Here is a 21,629-nt window from a genome sequence, read left to right on the forward strand (position 1 = left end):
GCAATTCCAGGAAAAGTGGGAAGCGGTTTTCCGTCCGGAATTGCGTAGAGACAAAATTATGGAGCAGTTCTGCGAAGCTGAATCGCTCTATGCGATTTTCTTGATCACCGGCATCACCAACGCTGCGCAGGCAACAAGGGCGATGGCGGCGATCACTGTTGGGGCGGTGAAATTGCCACTGCGCTCGGCGATCCAGCCGGCAACAACAGGCCCGACGATCTGGCCGACACCGAAGGCAGCCGTCATCATCGCCAGTATCCGCCGCGGGCTTTCCGGCGAAAGCTTGCGGCCGATCTGCAGCCCGTAAGCCGTGATCGCCAGGAAGGTCGCCCCGAACAGCGCACCGCCGACCAGCGGCGCGGCGGAATGCGGCAATGCCACAGTCGCAAGCACGCCGGCCGCCTCGATCAGAAGGGCTGCGACATAAACGCCGCCAAGCCCGAGCCGCCTGACAAGCGGCTTCCAGGCAAACAGCGCCACCGCCGACGTCAGCCCGGCGATGAACCAGCAAAGGAATTCGACCAAGGGTCCTGTCGCCGAAAGGCGCGCGATGGTGACGAGGAAGGTCGCGGTGATGACGTAGCCGAAGCCGAACAGGCCGTATGACAACGTTAGCAGCACCATCGGTCGGCTCCAGACAAGCGCCGGCTCCTTGCCCGATTGCGCCGATTGCGCCGGGGCTGACGGCAGCAACAGGAAGACGACGACGAGGCTTGCCGCGCAATAGAGCGCTCCGCCGATCCAGTCGGCCCGCCAGCCGCCCGGCCCGTCGTGATAACCAAGGCCGATGAGAAACACCATGACCGAGGATAGTGCGATACCCGCCCCCGGCCCGCCGAAATGCGCCGCCTGCACATGGTCATTACCGGCAGCAGCCCCGTGGCTGAGCACGATCGACGAGGTGAAGACCATCGCAAAGGCGCTGGCAAGGCCGGCGAGGAACCGGATGACAGCAAAGACCGCGACGGATTGGGTGGCGGCCATGGCCGCAAGCAGGATCGCGGTCGCCAGCAGCGACAAAAGCGCCACCAGTCGTTCGCGCCCCGCAGCCCAGCCATAGGCGGCAAACACAGCGCCGACGAGATAACCGAGGAAATTCGCCGACGCGATGAAGCCTGCATCCGCAGCCGAAAGCGGCACGCCGCTGATCATGCCGGGCAGGATCGGCGTGTAGGAGAAGCGCCCGAAGCCCATGGCGGCGGCCATAGCGACGGCGCCGGCAGCGGCGGTGGAAACGAGGTTCGGCGGGGAGTGACGGATGCGCTCGAGCATGCAGCGCTTATCGCGCCGCAGCATCTGCATCACAATCAAGTAATTCTGATCGATCGATCAATTTCCGGAAACATGAAAAATTCCTCGCTTCCCTTGAAAAAGACTATCTTACGATATATGTTTTACGACATAACCAACGATATATCTGCTGATGAAAGGAAAACTCATGAGAGGTTTTAAAGGCGGCATGTTCGGCGAAGCTTTCCGCATGGGCCGCAAGTTCGCTGCCGGCGATCTGCAGCTCGTCATCCTGGCGCTGCTCGCTGAGCAACCGCGCCACGGTTATGAATTGATAAAGTTGCTGGAGGAGCGCTCTGGCGGCTTCTATATACCGAGCCCCGGCGTCATTTATCCCGCGCTCACCTATCTCGAGGAAACCGGTCTTGCCGAAGTGGAGGCCGAGGGCACCAAGAAGCTCTATCGTATCACCGAGGCCGGCCGTCGCCGCGTCGAGGAAAACCGCGACATGATCCTGCACACGCTCGCCAAGCTCGAGCGCATCGGCGAGAAGATGGCCTATGTGAAGCGTGTGTTCGAAACCGACCGCCACGGCGCCGACGAGGGTGATGACGGCGATTTCATGCAGGACGGCGGCGATATTCGCGCTGCCCGCATGCTACTGCGCTCGGCCCTGCGCATGCGTTATCCCTGGTCGAAACCCGAAGCCGCCCGCATCGCCGGCATATTGGAACGCGCCGCCACCGAAATCCTGCAGGGCGGCAAGCCGGAAACGCGCGGTTGAGGACGAGGTTGGTGCTCGGCCCGTCCGATGAATGCAAGGAGCAGCGTTGCGGCGTGCTTCGAGGCTGCGCCCTACGCCCGCCCATCCGGCAAGGTCAGCACCACCGGCCCGTTGCGCGTTGCAACCACCGTATGTTCATATTGCACCGTTGGCGCCTTTGGATCGGCATAGAGCGTCCACGCATCGTCGCCGCCTTCCGCCCATGTCGCGCCGAGCGACAGGAACGGTTCGACGGTGAAGACGAGACCTTCCGTCATCATGCGTTTTTCTGAAGGGTCCGGCCAGGTCGAGAGCTCGGCCGGCTCCTCGTGCAGCGAGCGGCCGACGCCATGGCTCGCCAGATTGGCGACCAGCGTGTAGCGGTTCTTCTGCGCGAACGCGCCGACGGCGGTGCCGATCTTTGCGAGCGGCTCGCCCGATTTCACCTGGTTGAGGCCGGCCCAGAGCGCCCGCTTGCCGTCGCGGCAGAGCCGCTCGATCTTTTGCTTGACGGGCGGCATCGCGAAGGAGGCACCGGTATCGGCGAAGAAGCCGTCCTTCTCAGCCGAAACGTCGATATTGATGAGGTCGCCGGCGCGGATGACGCGTGGGCCGGGAATGCCGTGGGCGATTTCCTCATTGATGCTGATGCAGGTGGCGCCGGGAAACTGGTAGCAGAACTCCGGCGCCGAGCGCGCGCCCGAATCCTCAAGCACCTTGCGGCCGATCCGGTCGAGTTCCAGCGTCGTCATGCCGGGCTCCATCGTCGCCGCCATCACCTGGATGGCGTTGGCGCAGATGCGGCCGATCTCCTTGAGCTTCGCCAGTTCGTCGTCGTTTGCGATAACCATTCGTCTATTCCGGCCTTGCGCAGAACGGCCACGGCCGCCTCACGCTGTGGCTTTCGCCCCTTCGCCGCTTTCAGTCAACGCCTTTCTGACGATCGGCGCGACTTTCGTCCCGTAGAGCTCGATGCCACGCATGATCTGCGCATGCGGCATCAGCCCGATCGCCATCTGCAGCAGGAAGCGGTCGTTCTTGAAGAGTGTATGATGGGCGATGATCTTTTCCGCGACCGCCTCGGCATCGCCGACGAAGAGCGCCCCGCTCGGCCCGCGCGACATGTCGAACTGCGCCCGGCTCGTTGCCCCCCAGCCGCGCTCGCGCCCGATGCGGTTCATCACTTCGGCCTGTGGCCCGTAAAACTGATCTGCCGCAGCCTCCGTCGTATCGGCGATGAAGCCGTGGACATTGATGCTGGTCTTCAGCTTCGCCTGGTCCTGCCCTGCCCGGCGCGCGGCCTCGCGATAGAGATCGAAGAGCGGCGCAAAACGGCGCGGCTCGCCGCCGATGATCGCCAGCGCCACCGGCAGGCCGAGCGCGCCCGCGCGCGCCACCGACTGCGGCGTGCCGCCGACCGCGACCCAGAGCGGCAGCGGATCCTGCAACGGCCTGGGATAGACGCCGCGCCCGTTAATCGCAGCGCGAAGCTCGCCCTTCCACTCCACCACTTCGCTATCGCGCAACGCCAGCAGCAGATCGAGCTTCTCTTCGAAAAGCTGGTCGTAGTCCTCGAGGTTGTAGCCGAATAGCGGGAAGGACTCGATGAAGGAGCCGCGCCCCGCCATGATCTCGGCCCGGCCGTTGGAAATCAGATCGAGCGTCGAAAACTGCTGGAAGACGCGCACGGAATCATCGGAAGAAAGCACGGTGACCGCACTTGTCAGCCGGATATTCCTCGTCCTGACGGCCGCCGCCGCCAGCACGACCGCGGGAGCCGACGCCGCGTAATCCGGTCGATGATGTTCGCCGAGCCCAAAGACGTCGAGCCCCACCTGATCGGCAAGCTCAATCTCCTCGATCAGATGCTTCAGCCGCTCGGCCCCTTCCGCGCCCTTGCTGCGGGACGGGTTGGGATTGACGTCGGCGAATGTATAAAGGCCCAGTTCCATTGTCGGCATCCTGTTGAATTCCGCCCGGAGATAAGGATCGCCGAGACGGAGCGCAAATACAAACTCTGGAACGGAATGTTCGAAAAATTCGATAGTGGCATGATGTCTTTGCCCTGCTTCGGCAGACATCAAGGGACAGAACCCACCCACAAATTCGAATCTGAATTCAACGACTTCGAAGCCACGGCGGAATCATTTTCCAAGCTGCTTCATGCCGCGCTTGAGTAGCGCCAACGCCCGCGCCGTTCACATCTTCGCCAACAGCTCCGCCAGTTGCTCAGCAGCCTTGCCCCATCCCTCGTGGAAGCCCATCTTCTCGTGCGTTTCCTTATCCTCGGCGCGCCAATGCAGCGCCTTCGCCGTATATTTCGTGCGCCCATTGCCGAGATCTTCGAGCAGGATGACGCCGGTGAAGAAAGGTTTCTCGGCAGGCACCCAGGCGCTGGTATAGGCATCGGTGAAGACGATCTTCTCGTTCTCGACGATCTCGAGATAGATGCCACGGTTCGGATACTGATTGCCCTCGGGATCTTGCATGACGATGACACTGGACCCGCCGGGGCGGACGTCGAGCGTCGCTTCCGCCACACCCCAGGGGCGCGGCACGAACCACTGTTTCATGAGGTCGGGATCGGTCCATGCCTTGTAGATCTTCTCGCGCGGCGCGTCGAATTCGCGAACGAGGACGAGTTCATGTTGCGTGCTGGCGGTCATTCGGCATCTCTCCAATTGAATGAAACCTGCTTCCCAGGTTGTAGCAAGGACGTATCGAAGTTTGCCTTTCCGACAGCGTGCCGATTTTTCCTGATTATTTTGCGGTCGGCTGCGTCGCCTCTTCCTGCATCTTGTCGATCTGCCGGCGGATATGAGCCGCTTCAGCCGCCGAATGGGCAAGCGCAATGGCGCGGTCGAAGGCTTCGCGCGCCTGGCAGGTCAAGCCAAGCTGCTTCAGCAGCCCGCCGCGCAGGCCGTGATAGTAGAAATAGCCGCCGAGTTTTTCGCCAAGCGGATCGATGAGATCGAGCGCATCCTGCGGTCCGCGCAGTTTGGAAACCACGACAGCGCGATTGAGCGTCACGACAGGAGACGGCTGGAGACGCTCCAGCGCGCGGTAGAGCAGATCGATCTCCACCCAGTCGGTATCCCCGGCACGTTTTGCCCGAGAATGGATCGCGGCGATGGCCGCCTGTAGCTGATAGGGGCCGGGTTGGCGGTGTCGCAGCGCCTTGTCGAGCAGCGCCAAAGCCTCGTTGATGAGGGGCTGGTTCCAGCGCGCGCGGTCCTGATCTTCGAGCAGCACGATCTCGTCCTCGGCGCTGAAGCGCGCCGGGCGGCGCGAGATCTGCAGAAGCATCAGTGCAAGCAGCCCCATCAACTCCGGTTCGGACGGGAAGATATACAGCATCAGGCGTGCCAACCGGATCGCCTCGTCGCTGAAGGCCGCAGCCTCATGCTTCGGGTCGGCCTGGCTATAGCCCTCGTTGAAGATGAGATAGATCATCGTGCTGACGATCGACAGCCGTTCGGCCCTTTCCCCAGGGCTTGGCGTTTCGAAAGGCACGCCGGCCTTCGCCACCCGTGCCTTGGCCCGGGTGATGCGCTGCTCCATGGCGCTTTCCGACACCAGGAAGGCACGGGCGATCTGCGGCACCGAAAGCCCGGAGACGATGCGCAGCGCCAGCGCGATCTGCTGGGTCGCCGGCAGATCCGGATGGCAGCAGATGAACAGCAGCCGCAGGATATCGTCGCGATAGTGGGAATCGTCCAGTCGCTCGGCGATGTCGCTTTCGGCATCCTCGGTATCGGAGATGACGTCCTCATCCGGCAAGGCCTGGAGCTTCGTCCGCTTACGCACCGCATCGATCCCGCTGTTTCGGCCGACGAAGATGAGCCAGGCCGCGGGATCACGCGGCGGCCCTTTCTCCGGCCATGTCCGGATCGCCCTCAGGCATGCCTCTTGAAACGCCTCTTCCGCAGTATCGAGAGTACGGAAATAGCGCAGCAGGGCGCCAAGGGCTTTCGGGCGGGCCGAGGCAAGTGCAAGGTCGATCCAGGCAATATCGGTCATGATGAAGCATCTCCCGGCCTGAAGACGTAGAAAGGCCGAATTTCGTAAGAGGTGGAACCTGGATTGACCGACGAAAGCTGTTTCGAGAAGGCGATCGCCTCATCGAGCGTTTCGAAGTCGACCACGTAGAAGCCGAGAAGCGCCTCTTTCGTTTCTGCAAATGGGCCGTCGATGACCAAAGCCTCGTCCTTGCCCTTGCGCACCGTCGTCGCCGCCGTCGTCGGCATCAACCTGCCGACGGGGCCGAGCTTGCCGGCTGCGGCAAGCGGCTCCTGCACGGCATAGAGCTTCTCCATGACGGCAGCCTCCTCCTCCTTGGTCCAGGCAAAGACGGTTTCCTCATGGGCGTAACAAAGGATTGCATAAAGCATCGGGTCACTCCTCTTTCCGAATGACGAAGGAGTAACCGCTTAGCCGACAGGCCGCATCAAAATTATTGGGGGAAATTCGTGATCTTGCAGAGCACGGCGATGCCGCAGCTGGGCATTTTGCCGGAGCGAACGAAGCTATATTGCGGCGCTGATTGCCCTCACCCTTCGCTCAGCGTTCGCTTGACCGCATTCTTCCAACCCTTGAGCTTTGCCGCCCGTACCTTCTCCTCCATGGCGGGTTCGAATCGCCGGTCCCGCTTCCACGTCGCCGAAAAGCCGTCTCTGTCCGGCCACACCCCTGCCCGGCTGCCGGCAAGCCATGCGGCACCCAGCGCCGTCGTCTCCAGGATCACCGGGCGGTCGACCGGGGCATCGAGCAGGTCGGCAAGACGCTGCATTGTCCAGTCGGAGGCGACCATGCCGCCGTCGACGCGCAGCACGGTGTCGTCGCCGCCATTCTTCCAGTCCTTCTGCATGGCATCGAGCAGGTCGCGGGTCTGGTAACAGACCGCTTCGAGCGCTGCCCGCGAGAGTTCCGCCGGACCGCTGTTGCGCGTCAGTCCGAAGATCGCGCCACGCGCATTGGCATCCCAATGCGGCGCGCCAAGCCCGGTGAAGGCGGGCACGAGATAGACCTCCTGGGTCGGATCGGCTCGTTCGGCAAGCCCGTTGGTCTCGGCGGCGCTGCCGATGATGCGAAGCCCGTCACGCAGCCATTGCACCGCCGCGCCAGCGATGAAGATCGACCCCTCAAGCGCATAGGTCGTCTGGCCGTTCAGGCGATAGGCGATGGTGGTCAGCAGCCGGTTTTTCGAGCGCACCATATCGGCGCCGGTGTTAAGCAGCGCGAAACAGCCGGTGCCGTAGGTCGATTTCAGCATGCCCGGCTGAAAACACGCCTGGCCGATGGTGGCCGCCTGCTGGTCGCCGGCGACACCGAGGATAGGGATTGCAGCACCGAAGATCGCGGGATCGACCGTGCCGAAATCGGCGGCACAATCCTTGACCTCCGGCAGCATGGCGGCGGGCACCCTCAGAATATCGAGCAGATCCTCGTCCCACGCGTTTTCAGCAATGTTGAACATCAGCGTGCGCGAGGCGTTGGTGGCATCGGTGACGAAACTCTTGCCATTAGTCAGCCGCCAGATCAGGAAGGTGTCGATCGTGCCGAAGCAGAGGTCGCCCCTTGCAGCACGGGCCCGTGCGCCCTTCACATTGGCGAGCATCCAGGAAAGCTTGGTGCCGGAAAAATAGGGATCGAGGATCAGGCCGGTCTTCTTCGTGAAAAGCCGCTCCAGATCCTGTCGTTTAAGATTATCGCAATAGCTTGCCGTGCGCCGGTCCTGCCAGACAATGGCATTCTGGATCGGCCGGCCCGTCTCGCGCTCCCAGACGACGACAGTCTCGCGCTGGTTGGTAATGCCGAGCGCCGAAATATCCTTGGCGGTAATCCCCGCATCGCGCAGTGCCATATTGACGGTGGAGACAACCGAATCCCAGATTTCCTCAGGATCGTGCTCGACCCAGCCGGAGCGCGGATAGATCTGGGTGAATTCCTTCTGGCCCTTGCCGGCGACATGCATGTCGCGATCGAAGACGATCGCCCGCGTCGATGTCGTTCCCTGATCGATCGCCAGTACAAATCCACCCATGAAAATCCCCCCGCTAAAGCAATTCCAGCAAAAGTGTGCAGCGGTTTTGCGTCCGGAATTGCGTGAAAAAAGAGATAGAGCATTTCCGTGATTCGAAGAAAAACGGAAATGCTCCGGCATATGATTATCGTGACAAATCAATAGGACACCGATGCGGGCGAGAAAAGCGAATAAAGCGGAATTGCCAGCCCGCCGGCTTTGGGCATAACCTCGCCACTAACGTTGCAACGCAGCATCGCGCCTTTCACGGGAGAACAGCATGAGCAGAACAGTCGTCGTCACCGGGTCCACCAGCGGCATCGGCCTTGCGATCGCCACTGCATTCGCCGACACGGGCGACAACGTCGTCATCAACGGTTTCGGAAAGACTGATGAAATCAAGGCGATCGTCGAGCGGCTTGAATCATTGTCTAAAGGCCGGGCGCTCTATCATCCGGCCGACATGACCAAGCCCGCCGAGATCGCCGACCTGATTGAAACGGCGGCGAAGTCCTTCGGCACCGTCGATATCCTCGTCAACAATGCCGGCATTCAGCATGTTGAGAAGATCGAGGATTTCCCGATCGACAAATGGGACCAGATCATCGCCATCAACCTGTCGAGTTCCTTTCATACGATGCGCGCCGCCATCCCGCTGATGAAGGCGAAAAAACACGGCCGCATCATCAACATCGCCTCGGCCCACGGCCTGGTCGCCTCTCCCTTCAAATCCGCCTATGTCGCGGCAAAACATGGTATATTGGGCCTCACCAAAACCGCGGCACTGGAGCTTGCCGAATTCGGCGTGACGGTGAACGCCATCTGCCCCGGTTACGTGCTGACGCCGCTCGTCGAAAAGCAGATACCGGATACCGCCAAGGCCCGCGGCATGACCGAGGAACAGGTGAAGAGCGAGGTCATCCTCAAGGCGCAGCCGACCCGTGAATTCGTCAAGGCCGAGGAAATCGGTGCGCTGTCGCTTTACCTCGCCAGCGACGCCGCCCGCCAAGTGACCGGAACGCACATCTCGATTGACGGTGGCTGGACGGCGGCTTAACCATTTGGAAAAAACAACCGGGAATATCATGAACGACAGCATCCGCTTCATCCTGAATGGCCAGGACATCGCACTCACCGATGTCGGGCCGACCGAGACGCTTCTCGATTTTCTGCGGGTGAGGCAACGGCTGACGGGCACCAAGGAAGGATGCGCCGAAGGCGATTGCGGCGCCTGCACCGTGCTCGTCGGGCGGCTCGCGGACGGCAAGCTCGCCTATGAATCGGTCAATGCCTGCATCCGTTTCTTAGGTTCGCTGCATGCCACACACGTGGTGACCGTCGAGCATCTGGCCGGCCGGGACGGCGCACTGCACCCGGTGCAGCAGGCGCTGGTCGACTGCCACGGCTCGCAATGCGGCTTCTGCACCCCGGGCTTTGTCATGTCGCTCTATGGTCTGTGGTTGACGAAGGAAAAGCCTGGCCGCCAGGAAATCGAAAAGGCCTTGCAAGGCAATCTCTGTCGCTGCACCGGCTACGAGCCGATCGTCAAGGCTGCCGAGCAGGTGAGCCTGATGCGGCCGAGCGCGCTCTTCGACCCGCTGGAGCGGACACGTTCGGAAATCGTCGCGCGGCTCTGGGCCATGCAGGCGAGCGGCACCATCAGGATTACCAGTGGCGAAGACCGGCTGATCGTGCCTGCTTCCATCCAGGCGCTGGCCGAAGTCCTCTCGCAGGAGCCCGACGCGATCGTCGTCGCCGGCGCGACCGATGTCGGCCTCTGGGTGACGAAGCAGATGCGACGGCTGAACCCGGTCGTCTTCATCAATCATCTGAGCGAATTGCAGTCGGTCACGGAAGGCGAGGACGGCGTCACCATCGGCGCCGGCGTTAGCTACAGCAGGGCCTTCGCGGCGATTTCCAAGAAAATCCCGGCGCTTGGGCGGCTGATCGACCGCATCGGCGGCGAGCAGGTGCGCAACATGGGGACGATCGGCGGCAATATCGCCAACGGCTCGCCGATCGGTGACAGCCCGCCGCCGCTGATCGCGCTCGGCGCGACGCTGACGCTGCGGTCGCTGCAAGGCCAGCGCAGAATGCCGCTCGAGGATTTCTTCATCGGCTATGGCAAACAGGACCGCGAGCCGGGCGAATTCGTCGAGAGCATCTTCGTGCCCTATCCGGCCGATGCGAGCCATTTTGCTGCCTACAAGATCACCAAGCGCCGCGACGAGGATATCACCGCCGTGCTCGGCGCCTTCTTGCTGACGCTCGACGAGGCCGAGATGATCACCGAGATCCGCATCGCCTTCGGCGGCATGGCGGCAACACCGAAACGCGCCAGCACGGTCGAGGCCGCGCTGATCGGTAAACCCTGGACCGAGGCGACCATCGAGGCCGCCCGCCCCGCCTTCGACACCGACTACCAACCGTTGACCGACTGGCGCGCCACGGCAGAATACCGCCAGCTGACGGCAAAGAACCTGCTGACGCGGTTCTACCTGGAAACGGTGGGCGCGCCGGCTGAGCTGAAGCGGTTCGAGGAGGTGGCGTGATGGATACACTGATTAGCACGCCCGGAATGCAAGCTTTGATGGGAACAGCCGCGATCTCCTCCCCTCCCTCATTCCGTGTGGCTACGCTTGGAGGGCTGATCTAATGGATAAGTCCACCTTCGAAGATCGAAAGGTCATCATTTCAGGCCCGATGCACGGCTCGCTGCGGCATGATTCGGCACATAAGCATGTCACCGGAACCGCCGATTATATCGACGATATCCCCGAACCCGCCGGCCTGCTGCACGGCGCCCTCGGCCTCTCGGACCGGGCGCATGCCGAAATCGCCGGCATCGATCTGTCCGCGGTCGCCGCCTATCCCGGCGTCGTCTGGGTCCTCACCGGCAAGGACGTGCCAGGCGTCAACGACGTCAGCTCCAACGGCAGCCATGACGAGCCGCTGCTCGCCGAAACCAAGGTCGAATTTCACGGCCAGCCGATCTTTGCCGTCATCGCCGAAACGCGCGAAGCTGCCCGCCGGGCCGCACGGCTGGCGAAGATAGACTATCGCGACCTGCCGCACTGGAGCGATATCGACGGCGCGCTCGCCAACGGCAGCCCGCTGGTCATCACCCCGATGACGCTCCAGCGCGGCGAGCCTGAAGTGGAAATGCCGAATGCCCCCATGCGGCTGAAGGGCCGGATGCGCATCGGCGGCCAGGAGCATTTCTACCTCGAAGGCCATATTGCCATGGCCATCCCCGGCGAAGATGATGAGGTCACCGTCTGGTCATCGACGCAGCATCCGAGCGAGATCCAGCACATCGTCGGCCACGTGCTCGATATCCCTTCCAACGCCGTAACCGTCAACGTCCGCCGCATGGGCGGCGGCTTCGGCGGCAAGGAGACGCAGGGCAATCAGTTCGCAGCGCTCGCGGCGATCGCCGCCAAGAAGCTCGGCCGCGCCATCAAATTCCGCCCCGACCGCGACGAGGACATGAGCGCCACCGGCAAGCGCCACGATTTCCTCGTCGATTATGAGGTGGGCTTCGATGCCGAAGGCCGCATCCATGCGGTTGACGCCACTTACGCGGCGCGCTGTGGTTTCTCCTCGGATCTCTCGGGACCGGTGACCGACCGCGCCCTCTTCCATGCCGATTCCAGCTATTTCTATCCGCATGTGCATCTCCAGTCGAAACCGCTGAAAACCCACACCGTCTCCAACACCGCCTTCCGCGGCTTCGGCGGACCGCAGGGCATGCTCGGCGCCGAGCGCTTCATCGAGGAGATCGCCTATGCCCTCGGCAAGGATCCGCTCGATATCCGCAAGCTGAATTTCTACGGCCAGCCGGGCTCCGGCCGCACGCTCACGCCCTACCATCAGGAGGTCGAGGACAATATCATCGCCCGCATCGTTGAGGAGTTGGAGGAAACGGCCGAATACCGGGCGCGCCGCAACGCCATCATCGCCTTCAACCGCGACAGCCGTTACATCAGAAAGGGCATCGCGCTGACGCCGGTCAAATTCGGCATCTCCTTCACCATGACCGCCTTCAACCAGGCCGGCGCCCTCGTCCATATCTATCAGGACGGCTCGATCCACTTGAACCATGGCGGCACCGAAATGGGCCAGGGCCTCTATACCAAGGTGGCGCAGGTGCTGGCCGACAGCTTCCAGGTCGACATCGACCGGGTGAAAATCACCGCGACGACGACGGCCAAGGTGCCGAACACCTCCGCCACCGCCGCCTCCTCCGGCTCGGACCTCAATGGCATGGCGGCCTTCGACGCCGCCCGTCAGATCAAGGAACGGCTGGTGGCGTTTGCCGCCGAGAAATGGGATGTTGGCCCCGCCGACGTCGTCTTCCTGCCGAACCGCGTGCGCGTCGGCGAAATCGAGATCCCCTTCCCCGATTTCATCAAGCAGGCCTATTTCGCCCGCGTCCAACTTTCCGCCGCCGGCTTCTACAAGACGCCGAAGATTCACTGGGACCGCAAGGCCGGCCGCGGCACGCCCTTTTATTATTTCGCTTACGGCGCCTCCTGCACCGAAGTCTCGATCGACACGCTGACCGGCGAATACCTGATCGACCGCACCGACATCCTCCACGATGTCGGCCGCTCACTGAACCCCGCAATCGACATGGGCCAGGTCGAGGGCGCCTTCGTGCAGGGCCTGGGCTGGCTGACGACGGAAGAGCTCTGGTGGGACGACAAGGGCCGCCTGCGCACCCATGCTCCCTCGACCTACAAGATCCCGCTCGCCTCCGACCGGCCGAAGATCTTCAACGTCCGCCTCGCCGAATGGTCGGAGAACACTGAGGCCACCATCGGCCGCTCCAAGGCCGTCGGCGAACCACCCTTCATGCTGGCGATCTCTGTGCTGGAAGCGCTGTCGATGGCGGTCGCAAGTGTGGCGAATTACAAGGTCTGCCCAAGACTCGACGCCCCGGCGACGCCAGAGCGGGTGCTGATGGCGGTGGAGCGGATGAAGCGGGTGTAGGATGAGTCCGGCTGGTTTGTTGTTTAAACAGGACGGACGGAGTCAATGTTACCCCGCTCTGTCCTGCCGGACATCTCCCCCACAAGGGGGGAGATCGGTAAAAGGTTGGAGCATCGCTCCCCATCTGCCCCGTTGGAGTAGCAGCGCTTTAGTTGTTTGGCGAAGCCGTCAACCCCATCCAATCTCCCCCCTTGTGGGGGAGATGTCCGGCAGGACAGAGGGGGGTAACACAGCCACTTACCTATCGGCCATCTCCCTATGACCGACCTCCCCACATTCCTCACCGCCCATCCCGACAGCATCCTCATCGACATCACCGGCACACAAGGCTCCACCCCGCGTGAGGCCGGCGCCTTCATGCTCGTCTCGCAAACAGCTCTATGGGGCACGATCGGCGGCGGGCAGTTCGAGTTCATGGCGATCGCGAATGCGCGGGAGATGCTGGCTGGCTCGGGCGGAAAGGCCATCATGGATATCCCGCTCGGCCCCGAGATCGGCCAATGCTGCGGCGGCCGCACGCAGTTGCGGTTTCGCAGACTGACGCAGGCGGTGAAAGGTGAGTTGGAGGCAAAACTTTTGGGCGAGATCGAGCGTCTACCCGAAGTCTATCTCTTCGGTGCCGGCCATGTCGGCCGGGCGCTGGCCGCAGCCCTTGCGCCATTGCCGTTCTCGGTCACCGTCGTCGAAACGCGGCAGGAGGAACTCGCCAACCTGCCTGCTCGGACGAAGACCCGCCTCGTCCCGATGCCGGAAGCACTGGTGAACGAGATTGCGGCTGGCGGCGCGGCCGTCATCCTGACGCATGATCATGCGCTCGACTTTCTCATCGCCCGCGAAGCGCTGGCAAGGAGCGACCTTGCCTATACCGGCATGATCGGCTCGGCGACCAAGCGCGCCACTTTCGCAGGCTGGCTTTCCCGTGAAGGCGGCGGGGAGCGCGACTGGATCGAGCGGCTGACGCTGCCGATCGGCGGCGCCGTGGTTAGGGACAAACGACCCGAAGTGATCGCCGCCATGACCGCCGCCGAGATCCTGACGGCGCTTGGCGCCTACCGCATACGCTCGTCCTCGTAGTAGGGATCGCGTCCGTCGAGGAAACCGAGGTCGCGTTTGACGCGGTCTGGCGTGGCGGAAAGATCCAGCCGGGGCAGACGGCGGAAACGGTCGGCACCACCCGCCAACCAGTCGGCAAGGCGCCGGAAAATCTGGATTCTCTGCTGCGGCCGGCGCTCTTCGATAGCATGGCAGTCCATGGCATCACCTCGGTGGATTGATGGTATGAGTTGCAGTTTGCCGCCGAAAATGCTGCAATTCCAATCGAACAACCGTCTGCCTGCATCAAGAGAACTTATCCATGAAGCTTTCGAAGCAATTTCCGTTGAATGCGCTGCGCGTCTTCGAGGCCGCGGCCCGGCTCGGGAGTTTCACCAAGGCGGGCGACGAGCTCGGCATGACGCAGACAGCCGTCAGCTACCAGATCAAGTTGCTGGAGGAGAATGTCGGCGAGCCGCTCTTCCTGCGCCGCCCCCGTCAGATCGCGCTGACGGAAACCGGCGAGCGGCTGGCGCCGAAGGTGACCGAGGCCTTCGCCATACTGCACGACGCGATGGCGACGGCACGCGACAGCGTCGAAGGCACGCTGGCCATCAGCTCAACCCACACTTTCGCCTCGAAATGGCTGGCGCCGCGCCTCGGCTCTTTCCACTTGAAACATCCGGCGATCGCGGTGCGCTTTCAGGCGAGCTCGGATATCATCGATTTCGCCCGTGAGCAGATCGATGTCGGCATCCGCTGGGGCGACGGCAACTGGCCGGGGCTGACGCTGCACCGGCTGATGGGGCTGGAGTTCACGCCGATGCTGAGCCCGAAGCTGGCGGAATCGGCAGGCGGCATCAAGGAGCCGCGTGATCTGTTGAAGCTCGATCTCTTCGACGCCGGCGACATCTGGTGGAAACAATGGTTCGAGGCAGCCGGCATCACCGAGACGGACCTCGATCGCCGCCCGCGCAACCAGCTCGGCTCCCAGGCGGTGGAAGCCGATGCGGCGATCGCCGGCCACGGTGTCGCCATCCTCCATCCGGCCTTTTATGCAGCCGAGATCGCGCTCGGCCGGCTCTATCAGCCATTCGAACTGACCCGCAGCGACGGCAAGGCCTACTGGCTCGTCTACCCCGAAAACCGCCGCAACGTGCCGAAGATCAAGGCCTTCCGCAACTGGATCCTTGAGGAAATGAAGGCGGCCGGGAATTAGTTCATCGGGTGTCCGGGCTTGGTTCCGACCTGTCCGATCTGTTAGTCCGGCTTCAATATCCCATCTCCGGCGCATAGAAACAGCGCGGCGTATCCTCGTTTGGAAACAGACAGAGATGATAGTCGTTGTCACCCGATTGCATCGCCTTCGTCATCGGCAGCAGAAAGACGTGAGCATGCGTGACCAGCCGGTGGTCGCCCGGCAGCAGCGTCACTCGATATCCGCCCGGCGTCACCGCCACGCTTTTCGAAGGGATCATCTGGCAATCGCCATTATGACTGTCGCCGTTGCAACAATAGGGGTCATAACTCCACCCCGTAGGTGCGTCGTGAGCCGTCGCCAGCGACGCATACGCAATCATCACACACGTCAGAATGCTGCGCATGGGCATCTTCTCCGTCGATGAATGCGCCGCCGATGATCTAACGGTCCTTATTTTATTCCGGCGGCCTGCAAATAACTGTAATCGAACCATCGTAGTTTCAAGGTCCGCTGAATTAGCGTATTCCGTATTAGAGACAGATAATGCACAGCCTTCTCGGCAGCTTTTAGGCACGCGACCGCAGATCTGCGATGCGACTGCGGTCGACGGCTTCGGCAAAACCGAATCTCCTCTTCCCTCCCCGCCAAAATTTCAGCAATGTCACGAGTCGGAGGAAGACAGGGGAACTCGATGTATGAATATGCCATAGCATGGGAATGGCTCGCCTTTGCGGCGCGCTGGTTCCATGTCGTCACTGCGATCGCCTGGATCGGATCGTCCTTCTATTTCATCGCGCTCGATCTCGGGCTGGTGAAACGCCCGCACCTGCCGCCCGGCGCCTACGGCGAGGAATGGCAGGTCCACGGCGGCGGCTTCTATCATATCCAGAAGTATCTGGTGGCGCCCGCCCAGATGCCGGAGCACCTGACCTGGTTCAAATACGAAAGTTATTTCACCTGGATTTCCGGCTTCCTGATGCTCTGCATCGTCTATTACGGCGGCGCCGACCTCTTCCTCATCGACCGCCACGTGCTCGATATCAGCCCGCCCGTCGCGATCCTGATCTCGCTAGCGTCGCTCGCCTTCGGCTGGATCGTCTACGACCTGCTCTGCAAATCGCCACTCGGGAAGAATACCTGGGGATTGATGGCGGTGCTCTATGTTGTGCTGGTCGTCATGGCGTGGGGCTATACGCAGCTTTTCACCGGCCGCGCCGCCTTCCTTCATCTCGGCGCCTTTACCGCGACGATCATGTCGGCCAACGTCTTCATGATCATCATCCCGAACCAGAAGATCGTCGTCGCCGATCTCATCGCCGGGCGGACGCCCGATCCCAAATACGGACAGATCGCCAAGCAGCGTTCGCTGCACAACAACTACCTGACCCTGCCGGTCATCTTCTTCATGCTGTCGAACCACTATCCGCTGGCCTTCGGAACGCAATTCAACTGGGTGATCGCGGCCTTGGTGTTCCTGATGGGCGTCACCATCCGCCATTGGTTCAACACCACGCATGCCAGGAAGGGCCGGCCGACCTGGACTTGGATCGTCACCGTCATCCTTTTCATCCTGATCATGTGGCTTTCCACAGTGCCGAAACTGCTGACCGGCAAAACGGATGCGGCAGCCGTAGCACCGGCCTTCCAGCAATTCGCCGGTGATCCGCATTTCCCCGCCGTCAAGCAGCTGGTTTCGACGCGCTGCTCGATGTGCCACGCGGCCGAGCCCGTCTATGAGGGCATCGTCCGGCCGCCAAAGGGTGTGGTGCTCGAAAACGACGCAGAAATCGCCGCCCATGCCCGCGAAATCTATATACAGGCGGGCCGCAGCCATGCCATGCCGCCCGGCAACATCACCGACGTCACGCCGGACGAACGCAAGCTGCTCGTCGCCTGGTTCGAGAGCGCAGTCGAAGGCAAGAAACAATGACGACGACACTCCTGCGCGGCCGCCTGCTTTCCTTCCATCGTGCGCCGCTAAGCCTCGCCGACAGCCAAAGCTATCGCTACGAGGAGGACGGCGGCCTGCTGATCGAAGACGGGCTGATCGCTGCGGTCGGCTCCTATGCCGACGTCAAGGCAAAAGCAGCCGAGGGCACGGCCGAGATCGACCACCGCCCGCATCTGATCCTGCCCGGCTTCATCGACATGCACCTGCATTTTCCACAGATGCAGGTGATCGCCTCATATGCCGCCAACCTGCTCGAATGGTTGAACACCTATACCTTCCCTGAGGAATGCCGCTTCGTCGAAAGCGCGCATGCTGAAAGGATCGCCACGCATTTCTACGACGAGCTGATCCGCCATGGCACGACGACGGCGGTCGCCTATTGCTCCGTGCACAAGACCTCGGCCGACGCCTTCTTCGCCGAGGCGATGAAGCGCAATATGCGCATGGTCGGCGGCAAGGTGATGATGGACCGCAATGCCCCCAGGGCCTGCTTGATACGCCCGAGATGGGCTATGACGAGACCCGCCAGGTAATATCGGACTGGCACGGCAAGGGCCGCAACCACGTCGCCATCACCCCGCGCTTCGCCATCACCTCGACGCCGGCGCAGATGGAAGCAACCTCAGCCCTTGCCCGCGAATTTCCCGACCTGCACATCCAGACGCATCTTTCGGAAAACCACGACGAGATCAAATTCACCTGCGAACTCTATCCCGATGCGATTGACTATACCGACATCTATGCCCGTTACGGCCTGCTCGGGCCGAAAAGCCTCTTCGGCCATGCCATTCACCTGTCCGATCGCGAAGCCGATGTCATGAGCGAAGCGGGGGCCGTTGCCGTCCACTGCCCGACCTCGAACCTCTTCCTAGGCTCCGGCCTGTTTCCCCTCAAGGCGCTTGTCCGGCGGGAAAAGCCGGTCCGCATCGGCGTCGCGACCGATATCGGCGGCGGCTCCAGCTATTCGATGCTGAAGACGATGGACGAGGCCTACAAGATCCAGCAACTGCTCGGCGAACGGCTGAACCCGCTCGAAAGTTACTACCTGATGACCCGCGGCAATGCCGAAGCCCTGTCCCTAACCGACAGGATCGGCACGCTGGAACCCGGCACCGAAGCCGATCTCGTCGTGCTCGATGCGGCGGCAACACCGGCGATGGCGCTGAAGTTGGAGGTGGTAAAGACACTGCCCGAGGAACTCTTCCTGCTGCAGACGATGGGCGACGACCGGGCGATTGCCGAGACCTATGTTGCAGGTGTCGCCCTGAAGGCGGCGCTTCGCTGACACGCCCATTGCCCCGTGCGAAGCTGCCTCACCCGCCCATTTCCCGCAATACTGCTGCGAAACCATGTTACCACCGACAGCTGGAATCAGATTGAAGGTTCAATTCATGGCCACTCCGCTCACCATCGCCGACCTGAAGAAACTCGCACGGCGCCGTGTGCCGAAGATGTTTTTCGACTACGCGGATTCGGGCGCCTGGACGGAATCCACATATCAGGCGAATGAGAGCGACTTCAGCCAGATCAAGCTGCGCCAGCGGGTGATGGTCGACATGACCGACCGCACGCTGGAAACGACGATGATCGGCCAGAAAGTGTCGATGCCGGTGGCACTCGCCCCAACCGGCCTGACCGGCATGCAGCATGCCAATGGTGAGATGCTGGCGGCGCGCGCGGCGGAAGAATTCGGCGTTCCCTTCACGCTCTCGACGATGAGCATCTGCTCGATCGAGGACGTTGCGTCGGTGACGACGCGCCCCTTCTGGTTCCAGCTCTATGTGATGAGGGACAAGGATTTCGTCCTCGACCTCATCAACCGCGCCAAGGCCGCCAAATGCTCGGCGCTGGTGCTGACGGCGGATCTGCAGATCCTCGGCCAGCGCCACAAGGACCTGCGCAACGGCCTGTCGGCGCCGCCGAGATTCACCCCGAAGCACATCTGGCAGCTGGCGACCCGGCCCTTCTGGTGCCTGGATATGCTGCAGACCAGGCGCCGCACCTTCGGCAACATCATTGGCCATGCGAAAAATGTCTCCAACATCACCTCGCTGGCCGCATGGACGCACGAGCAGTTCGACCCCCGGCTCTCCTGGGCCGATGTCGCCTGGATCAAGGAGCAATGGGGCGGCCCGCTGATCATCAAGGGCGTGCTCGATCCGGAGGATGCGAAGGCCGCCGCCGACACCGGCGCCGATGCGATCGTCGTTTCCAACCACGGCGGCCGCCAGCTTGACGGCGCCCCCTCCTCGATCAGCATGCTGCCGAGGATCGTCGATGCCGTCGGCGACCGCATCGAGATCCATCTCGACGGCGGCATCCGCTCCGGCCAGGACGTGCTGAAGGCGGTGGCACTCGGCGCCAAGGGCACCTATATCGGCCGCCCCTTCCTTTACGGCCTCGGCGCCATGGGCAAGGAAGGCGTGACGCTGGCGCTCGGCATCATCCGCAAGGAGATGGACCTCACCATGGCGCTCTGCGGCCGGCGCGATATCAACGATGTGAATTCGTCGATTATATCGGGGCGGCAGTGACCTGCTTGAGAAGCCAGCTTAGAAGACACGAATCCCGGAATTGCCGTCGCGATTGCTGAGTCATTGAGTACAAGACCTGCCAGACACGTGCCGGAGAGCGTTTGCATCAATCGCCTGCGGTCGTATTCAGCAGAGCGGCTGCCCATCGGTCGCATCGAGCAGAAGGATCGCGAAAATCGCGAGACAGATGGCGAGCGCAAAACGCTGCTGCCAGACGATGCGAAGCGATCCGGCAATCCGCCTCTCGAGGCCAGGCGGTGTCCTGTCAAGCGTGCGAAGCTGCATGCGGGACAACAGGTCGTCGACGGCTGCAAGACCGGCCGTCTCGGTGTCGTAGGTCGACGCGAGGCGAAACAACAGCGCATCGAAAAGGAGATGGATCGCCAGCGCAAGAACAATGACGCAGAAAACGAGCATCAAGAGCCAGCCAAGCGGTGGAGCGAAGCCTCGATATTCCGCGGTGATCGGGCCGACAATCAGTGGCAACAGCGCTGTCAGCCCGCAGAAGATTGAATTGCGGCCGAGATTTCGCGCAGCCGCCGAGGCTGTGGCATTCCATTGCGTCATTGTAAGCCCTCCGCCACGGAATGGAGACTTTCCACGGGCAGATAAACACGCCACCCCGCCCGTTCGATCAGCCGCAGCGCTTCAGCTGGATTTTCACACCGTCGGCTGATGAGCAGCCAGCGCACGATGACGCCGGCGCTCCGCTGGAAACCTAACGCACAGCAGACGAGGACCGGTCCCCGCTGGCGCGCAACCTCGATAAGGTTCGCCGCAGCTCGGGTCTGGATCTTGTCGAGGCCGGTCAGATCAAGGGTTGGAAAGCTGGACCAGCCCGCCAGCGTCCCTTTCGGCCGCTGAAGTTCGCCGGTGATGTCGATCACCGTGGCAAAACGGTTGGCCTCGTGGCAACGCGGAAAACGACCAAGATGGACACCATCAGCGATCGCCACGGATGCCGGCATTCTGCGGGTCCAGAGCCAAACGTTGATGACAGCGCCGAGCCGGTAGGGCGCCAGTAGCCAGCGGCTGGCAAGCGTGGCCCGGCCATCGACGCGTTTCTGGAATATCTGCGGGCCGGCGCCGAAATATCCGACTGCGACGATCGCCAGCGCAACAGCCGGCCAGAGCAACAGAAGCGCTGCGGCCGATAGAGGAGTGCAGAGCGCTCCAAGGCCGAGAAATGCGACGGCACCGCACAGATAATAGATGCCGAGACGGCGCGACCTTGGGTCGCCGCTCATCGCAAAGTTCGCGAGAGGCGAACCGGCATCGCGCGGGAAAAGCCAGGCGGCAAACAAACCGAGCAGCATGCCGGTCGGTATGTCCATGATCTGATGCTGCCACGTCGTCAGCACGGAGGCTCCAATCAGGAAGCACCAGAAGTGCCAGATAAGCCGTGCCTTCCGTGGCAGCCGGCCGCGCAGATGATCCCAGATCACCATCAGGAGCGCGATATGCAGCGACGGCGCCTGGTTGAACGGCTTATCGAAGCCACCGAGGACGGCGAACATGAAACCAGGCAGGCCGCTCGTTGCCGGCCGCACGAAGATCGCTTCGAGCGGAAACACGACGAAGCAGGCGACGGCTACTATCTGGATCGTCAGATAACGTCTCGCGAGCATATCCACATCGCGCGGCGTCGTGTTGATGAACAGGCAGAGTGCATAGAACAGATTGATCGACCAATATGGAATGATGGTCCATCCGAGGAACGGAATGGCGCTTTCCCATGCGAAGGCGACGTTTGGCACATGAGCGCGTTGCGATGCCAGCCAATTGGCGCCGCCATAGCTCAGATAGAAGAACGGCGCCAGGAAGACGAGCCAGAGCGCCGCCCGCTTCGGGACCGGTGCTGCCCGGGAAAAAGTAGAACGTGCCTTGTCCACGGTTTGCCC

At 62.1% G+C, this 21,629-nt stretch carries 19 protein-coding genes and 1 pseudogene; 9 read left to right on the plus strand and 11 right to left on the minus strand.

The annotated features are described in order from the left end of the window. Window positions 1-87: 87 nt before the first annotated feature. Entirely contained in the window at window positions 88-1,272 is a 1,185-nt protein-coding gene (locus J3O30_RS16610) for a YbfB/YjiJ family MFS transporter (protein WP_207584350.1), read from the minus strand. Window positions 1,273-1,438: 166 nt separating this feature from the next. On the opposite strand from J3O30_RS16610, the gene J3O30_RS16615 reads away from it, so the two are divergent. Next, complete coding sequence (locus tag J3O30_RS16615; protein WP_207581363.1) at window positions 1,439-2,014, plus strand: PadR family transcriptional regulator; 576 nt, start codon at window positions 1,439-1,441, stop codon at window positions 2,012-2,014. A gap of 71 nt (window positions 2,015-2,085) precedes the next feature. On the opposite strand, the gene map is transcribed toward J3O30_RS16615, so the two are convergent. The 6 genes from map to glpK form a co-directional block, all read right to left on the minus strand. Then, a complete protein-coding gene (gene map / locus J3O30_RS16620) occupies window positions 2,086-2,844 on the minus strand; it encodes a type I methionyl aminopeptidase (RefSeq protein ID WP_207581364.1) in 759 nt (252 codons plus the stop codon). Between the two features lie 39 nt (window positions 2,845-2,883). After that, window positions 2,884-3,945, minus strand: coding sequence for an LLM class flavin-dependent oxidoreductase (locus tag J3O30_RS16625; RefSeq protein WP_207581365.1), 1,062 nt, complete (start codon window positions 3,943-3,945; stop codon window positions 2,884-2,886). A 246-nt stretch (window positions 3,946-4,191) separates the two neighbouring features. Further along, window positions 4,192-4,659 (minus strand): SRPBCC family protein, encoded by a 468-nt coding sequence (locus tag J3O30_RS16630; protein ID WP_207581366.1) that lies wholly within the window; start codon window positions 4,657-4,659, stop codon window positions 4,192-4,194. 94 nt (window positions 4,660-4,753) lie between these two features. Continuing rightward, window positions 4,754-6,013: an RNA polymerase sigma factor gene (locus tag J3O30_RS16635; protein ID WP_207581367.1), complete on the minus strand. Its 1,260-nt coding sequence runs from the start codon at window positions 6,011-6,013 to the stop codon at window positions 4,754-4,756. Next, window positions 6,010-6,384: a YciI family protein gene (locus J3O30_RS16640; protein ID WP_207581368.1), complete on the minus strand. Its 375-nt coding sequence runs from the start codon at window positions 6,382-6,384 to the stop codon at window positions 6,010-6,012. The genes J3O30_RS16635 and J3O30_RS16640 overlap by 4 nt, the downstream gene beginning before the upstream one ends. Before the next feature lie 158 nt (window positions 6,385-6,542). Further along, window positions 6,543-8,036: a glycerol kinase GlpK gene (glpK, locus tag J3O30_RS16645; protein WP_207581369.1), complete on the minus strand. Its 1,494-nt coding sequence runs from the start codon at window positions 8,034-8,036 to the stop codon at window positions 6,543-6,545. 259 nt (window positions 8,037-8,295) lie between these two features. Here glpK and J3O30_RS16650 point away from each other — a divergent pair, with 259 nt between their 5' ends. The 4 genes from J3O30_RS16650 to xdhC all read left to right on the plus strand — a co-directional run bounded on the left by J3O30_RS16650 (window position 8,296) and on the right by xdhC (window position 14,084). Then, window positions 8,296-9,072, plus strand: a complete 777-nt coding sequence (locus tag J3O30_RS16650) for a 3-hydroxybutyrate dehydrogenase (RefSeq protein WP_207581370.1) — start codon at window positions 8,296-8,298, stop codon at window positions 9,070-9,072. A gap of 28 nt (window positions 9,073-9,100) precedes the next feature. Beyond that, the gene (xdhA, locus tag J3O30_RS16655; protein WP_207581371.1) at window positions 9,101-10,567 is read left to right on the plus strand and encodes a xanthine dehydrogenase small subunit; all 1,467 of its coding nucleotides are present in this window, start codon (window positions 9,101-9,103) and stop codon (window positions 10,565-10,567) included. 103 nt (window positions 10,568-10,670) lie between these two features. Further along, window positions 10,671-13,010 carry a xanthine dehydrogenase molybdopterin binding subunit gene (gene xdhB / locus J3O30_RS16660; RefSeq protein ID WP_207581372.1) on the plus strand — a complete coding sequence of 780 codons (2,340 nt, stop codon included), beginning with the start codon at window positions 10,671-10,673 and terminating at the stop codon, window positions 13,008-13,010. Between the two features lie 258 nt (window positions 13,011-13,268). Next, the gene (gene xdhC / locus J3O30_RS16665; RefSeq protein ID WP_207581373.1) at window positions 13,269-14,084 is read left to right on the plus strand and encodes a xanthine dehydrogenase accessory protein XdhC; all 816 of its coding nucleotides are present in this window, start codon (window positions 13,269-13,271) and stop codon (window positions 14,082-14,084) included. Here the strand turns inward: xdhC and J3O30_RS16670 are convergent. Next, on the minus strand, window positions 14,060-14,263 hold the full coding sequence (locus tag J3O30_RS16670) for a hypothetical protein (protein WP_207581374.1): 204 nt from the start codon (window positions 14,261-14,263) through the stop codon (window positions 14,060-14,062). The two genes, xdhC and J3O30_RS16670, sit on opposite strands and share 25 nt — an antisense overlap. Before the next feature lie 101 nt (window positions 14,264-14,364). Here J3O30_RS16670 and gcvA point away from each other — a divergent pair, with 101 nt between their 5' ends. After that, window positions 14,365-15,261: a transcriptional regulator GcvA gene (gcvA, locus tag J3O30_RS16675; protein ID WP_207581375.1), complete on the plus strand. Its 897-nt coding sequence runs from the start codon at window positions 14,365-14,367 to the stop codon at window positions 15,259-15,261. A gap of 52 nt (window positions 15,262-15,313) precedes the next feature. On the opposite strand, the gene J3O30_RS16680 is transcribed toward gcvA, so the two are convergent. Further along, window positions 15,314-15,646: a hypothetical protein gene (locus tag J3O30_RS16680; RefSeq protein ID WP_085738009.1), complete on the minus strand. Its 333-nt coding sequence runs from the start codon at window positions 15,644-15,646 to the stop codon at window positions 15,314-15,316. A gap of 288 nt (window positions 15,647-15,934) precedes the next feature. On the opposite strand from J3O30_RS16680, the gene puuD reads away from it, so the two are divergent. The 3 genes and pseudogenes from puuD (at window position 15,935) to J3O30_RS16695 (ending at window position 19,728) form a co-directional block, all read left to right on the plus strand. After that, a complete protein-coding gene (gene puuD / locus J3O30_RS16685) occupies window positions 15,935-17,173 on the plus strand; it encodes a urate hydroxylase PuuD (RefSeq protein WP_207581376.1) in 1,239 nt (412 codons plus the stop codon). Further along, window positions 17,170-18,479, plus strand: a pseudogene (gene guaD / locus J3O30_RS16690) (guanine deaminase). The gene puuD and the pseudogene guaD overlap by 4 nt, the downstream one beginning before the upstream one ends. 106 nt (window positions 18,480-18,585) lie before the next feature. Next, window positions 18,586-19,728 (plus strand): alpha-hydroxy acid oxidase, encoded by a 1,143-nt coding sequence (locus J3O30_RS16695; RefSeq protein ID WP_207581377.1) that lies wholly within the window; start codon window positions 18,586-18,588, stop codon window positions 19,726-19,728. Between the two features lie 126 nt (window positions 19,729-19,854). Here the strand turns inward: J3O30_RS16695 and J3O30_RS16700 are convergent, their stop codons facing one another. Both J3O30_RS16700 and J3O30_RS16705 read right to left on the minus strand, forming a co-directional pair. Then, window positions 19,855-20,295, minus strand: coding sequence for a hypothetical protein (locus J3O30_RS16700; protein WP_207581378.1), 441 nt, complete (start codon window positions 20,293-20,295; stop codon window positions 19,855-19,857). Further along, window positions 20,292-21,620 carry a phosphatase PAP2/dual specificity phosphatase family protein gene (locus tag J3O30_RS16705; RefSeq protein WP_207581379.1) on the minus strand — a complete coding sequence of 443 codons (1,329 nt, stop codon included), beginning with the start codon at window positions 21,618-21,620 and terminating at the stop codon, window positions 20,292-20,294. Before J3O30_RS16705 ends, J3O30_RS16700 begins: the two co-directional genes overlap by 4 nt. Window positions 21,621-21,629 lie beyond the last annotated feature (9 nt).

Source organism: Rhizobium sp. NZLR1 (genome assembly GCF_017357385.1).
In the GTDB taxonomy this organism is placed as follows: Bacteria; Pseudomonadota; Alphaproteobacteria; order Rhizobiales; family Rhizobiaceae; genus Rhizobium.